General features: G+C 38.8%; 3 protein-coding genes. 2 read left to right on the top strand and 1 reads right to left on the bottom strand.

The genetic code is table 11. The features are described from left to right. Positions 1-988 precede the first annotated feature (988 nt). The gene (locus DYY65_RS09625) at positions 989-1,327 is read right to left on the bottom strand and encodes a hypothetical protein (protein ID WP_162477748.1); all 339 of its coding nucleotides are present in this window, start codon (positions 1,325-1,327) and stop codon (positions 989-991) included. Positions 1,328-1,480: 153 nt separating this feature from the next. Between DYY65_RS09625 and DYY65_RS09630 the strand changes: the two genes are divergently transcribed. Continuing rightward, positions 1,481-1,954, top strand: coding sequence for a hypothetical protein (locus DYY65_RS09630; protein ID WP_162477749.1), 474 nt, complete (start codon positions 1,481-1,483; stop codon positions 1,952-1,954). Positions 1,955-2,783: 829 nt separating this feature from the next. Continuing rightward, positions 2,784-2,945, top strand: a complete 162-nt coding sequence (locus DYY65_RS09635) for a hypothetical protein (protein ID WP_162477750.1) — start codon at positions 2,784-2,786, stop codon at positions 2,943-2,945. The last annotated feature ends 403 nt before the right edge of the window (positions 2,946-3,348 follow it).

Genomic DNA, 3,348 nt, shown 5'->3' on the forward strand with positions numbered 1-3,348 from the left:
AAAGTTAGATGTAGCTAATATAAATTCAATAAACTAACGTCTGTTCTTTTATAAATATAGATTAAGCAGCGAAAGTTAGATGTAGCTAATATAAATTCACATTCATGACCAATCTAAATATTTAGAAACCCCTTCAGATAACTAAGGTAGTTAATAGTAATTCCGATGTTGAAGCCTTTGTTTAAGGCTGAATTACTCTATATGATCAGAGGCAGATTAGGATAGTTTGTCTTCTTGTTTAAAGTCAAAGTGTTAGGTAAGACTGCAGAATATGCTATGCTAGGAATGACCGATCAAATATATGATTGTCCCGGGACACAAAACTGATTATTTCAGTCTAATATTTAAATAAGTAAACACTGTACGCATCATTATAGTATAGCGATATCAGGTTACGGTAAATAGTATCATGTCGCACCTAATCCGTACCTACATGGCATCGTCACCATCACTTTACCTCAATGTCATCTAAGCCTAAGGAAGGACAAATAAAGTCAGTTAGAATCTATACCATAGTTTCGTAATTTCACTCATCTATGCATTAGGTAGACCTGTTAACAATTCGCCAAAATATGCGAATTTTTTACGGCTATATCCAGGGACACAAACCACTTCGAAGATGAGTTGGCATGGCTTAAGTTTATTGTCTGAAAATAGCATGGCTAAAACTTAATATATAAATTATTGTAGAAGACGGCCATTTTTTTGACCAGATCCTTATATGACTAGATTGCGTTCCTTGGCTTATCCGCGCCAAATTAGATAGCTGTTGTACCTCCTAGAAGGTAGCTGGGTGATAGATCTCCTAAGCACCACGCTTAATAACATAGTTAGTAGGGCCCAGCTTTTAAGGGCGCTTAAGCTGAAGCGGTTTGTCCTGTAGTAAGTTTACTATGGCCAAGGGCAAACCTCAATTGATTTTAAGTATTCTCCAAGGAGTCATTTTAAATGCTCTATGGGCAGGCTGTCGGCTAGCCACGTCTCGCGTTTACAGGTAGTTGGTGAATTCCGGAACTAAGCTCAGTATCACCCATTCGTGAGCTAATATGATTCTATACAAAGAAGGATATACCACAGATGTAGAAGAATAATAAGGTAATCTATACTCAGTTTGGCTCATTTCTTTTGTTGGAGACTTCATATCGTTTGTATATCTCTCATGCTCCGGTATGTTCATGCCAGTTCCTCCACTTCCATACTTTCTGTATACTTGATAGAATTTGAATCCGCAGTTTAAACAGTGAGAAAAATCGACAACTTCATCCGCTTTAAAGTAGCTGTGCTGAAGTTCATTTTCCTTTTCCCCATCACATTTTGGGCAATCCATTAATATTCCATCGGCCTATTTAATATTGAATTTCGCTTTTAAAATTGGATGTGTCAGAGAGTAGATAGGTTCGCACTACACAGACTTATTATCCGTGATGATGGCCTATGTATAACCGTTAAATCATATAACGACCTCTTTTATATGAATACCATGAAGCATAATCGTAAGGTAGGTGTCATAATAGGAGCTACTCTAATATCCATCTCGCTCCTTTCTGTAGGCGCAATCCTATCACTACAATATAGCAATTTGGCTAATGCCCAAAATCAGAAAACCAATCAGTCACAATCACAATCAAATAAGACCAAGAGCGCAAGCACTGTCGCTCCCCCCATAGGGAATGTACAGCAGCTCTCAAAAGCCTTAGGAAACAATACTAAAATAATCTCAAATAACACCAAGATTGGCAATCCTAATGCAGGAAAGGCTGCACAATCTCAGCAGAAAGTCACGTCAAACACTCCTAAAAATGGACTGCCATCCAATCCAACTAAAGGCAGCGGTAGTGCATCGAACGCTGGGGGAGGTAACATGACAAAAGCAGGTGGAGGCGCAGCAGGTAACATGACAAAAGCAGGTGGAGGCGCAGCAGGTAACATGACAAAAGGGAGGCGCAGCAGGTAACATGACAAAAGGTGGCGGAAAAACAAACCACGCTGGCATAAGCACTGGTCCAGGTAAAGTGTAGGGCCAAATAGGCCATACATTCATTTTTACAAGGTGAATCTGGTAGTTAAGGATCGCATCTGTTAAGACTTTTTCGGCTTTAATTTTAGATTTAACTATATTCCAAAAAACCGCTTGTTCTGATGAAATTTGTTAGGTGCTTTGACATATCCTTGCACAGATCTGTCATGACCCTATCAGGCTTCTGTTCATCTCAGCAAAAGGTTATGACATAATAAAGCTACAAACTATCTATCGAGAATGACTGTTCTTGCTATCTAAATATAGGAACCGCAAAGCTCCCCCTGGGCAAGATTTTAAGAGAATGTGGCCGGCCTTGCAGGTGTCACTACTCACAACTAGTAAAGGCTTTTAAAACAGCTACAACGGAATCTACATTTGTATAGTATGAAAAGGCTTATGTCAGAGCTTTAATTAGGCTCAATTGTTACCTACACATTTTTATACTATAAATATAATCTGTCGATTGGACCTATGGTGCCAGAATTCCAGAAGCTCATTCATGCTGCCGAGTGAATGCTGCTACCATTGATGAATATCTTTGCTATAAAAGCTGTAACAAATTTGTCTGACAATTATCGAATGAGCCTTATCCGTGCACTTAGTAACCTGTCGACCAAAAACAAGCCTTTCAAATCCATGAAAAGATAGGACATTTTAACATTCCATGAGTCATTTGAGAAAACATAGCAATAAGACTGAAAGCATAAGTGGATTGATACTTATAATTCATTTCATTCTTATGTTACTATTCTTTTGCTGGTTAATGATTAAACAGAATAGTTATAGCGATATTGTTAGGCGGCTATTGGAGTTTTATAACGGGCATTCTCCAGGCAATGTCAAAAATAGACCAATAAGCACACAAAGAGACGGGAGGCCAGTTCGAAAAAGGTTGATAGTCACAGAAAGGCCACAGCGAGGTTAGCTAGGGAAAATATCAAGTATTCATCCGACGAATGTGAAATTAGACTGCAGATAAGTAAAAAGTGTGGGCTGGGTTGGGCTGATGTGCTATCTTGAGCGGAGAGGACTAATCAGCCAATGGTCCCGTCCTATTCGACATGGACTGAATAATTCAAGTCCAAATAAAGTAACTCTAGGATCTGCATAAATACATTCTTACCGCTATGGCATTGTGGTATTAAAACGATCACATCCTGGATCTTTTTATTTACTCATGATCTGGACGACTGGCTTATTGTTTTTGACATACAGATAGTATTTACAGTCTACAACCGCCATGCCACATTAGAAAAAGGAAATGTAGTAGCACTTCACTCAGACATAAGTTATTCGTGCCTACAAACCTACTGGAAGATTGCCATCTA

Origin of the sequence: Nitrososphaera sp. AFS, from assembly GCF_009898475.1 — an archaeon.
In the GTDB taxonomy this organism is placed as follows: Archaea; Thermoproteota; Nitrososphaeria; order Nitrososphaerales; family Nitrososphaeraceae; genus Nitrosopolaris.

Bases quoted from the DNA above. Each gene is read 5' to 3' on its own strand.
- DYY65_RS09625 (WP_162477748.1), bottom strand. From the start codon at position 1,327: ATGGATTGCCCAAAATGTGATGGGGAAAAGGAAAATGAACTTCAGCAC.
- DYY65_RS09630 (WP_162477749.1), top strand. From the start codon at position 1,481: ATGAAGCATAATCGTAAGGTAGGTGTCATAATAGGAGCTACTCTAATA.
- DYY65_RS09635 (WP_162477750.1), top strand. From the start codon at position 2,784: ATGATTAAACAGAATAGTTATAGCGATATTGTTAGGCGGCTATTGGAG.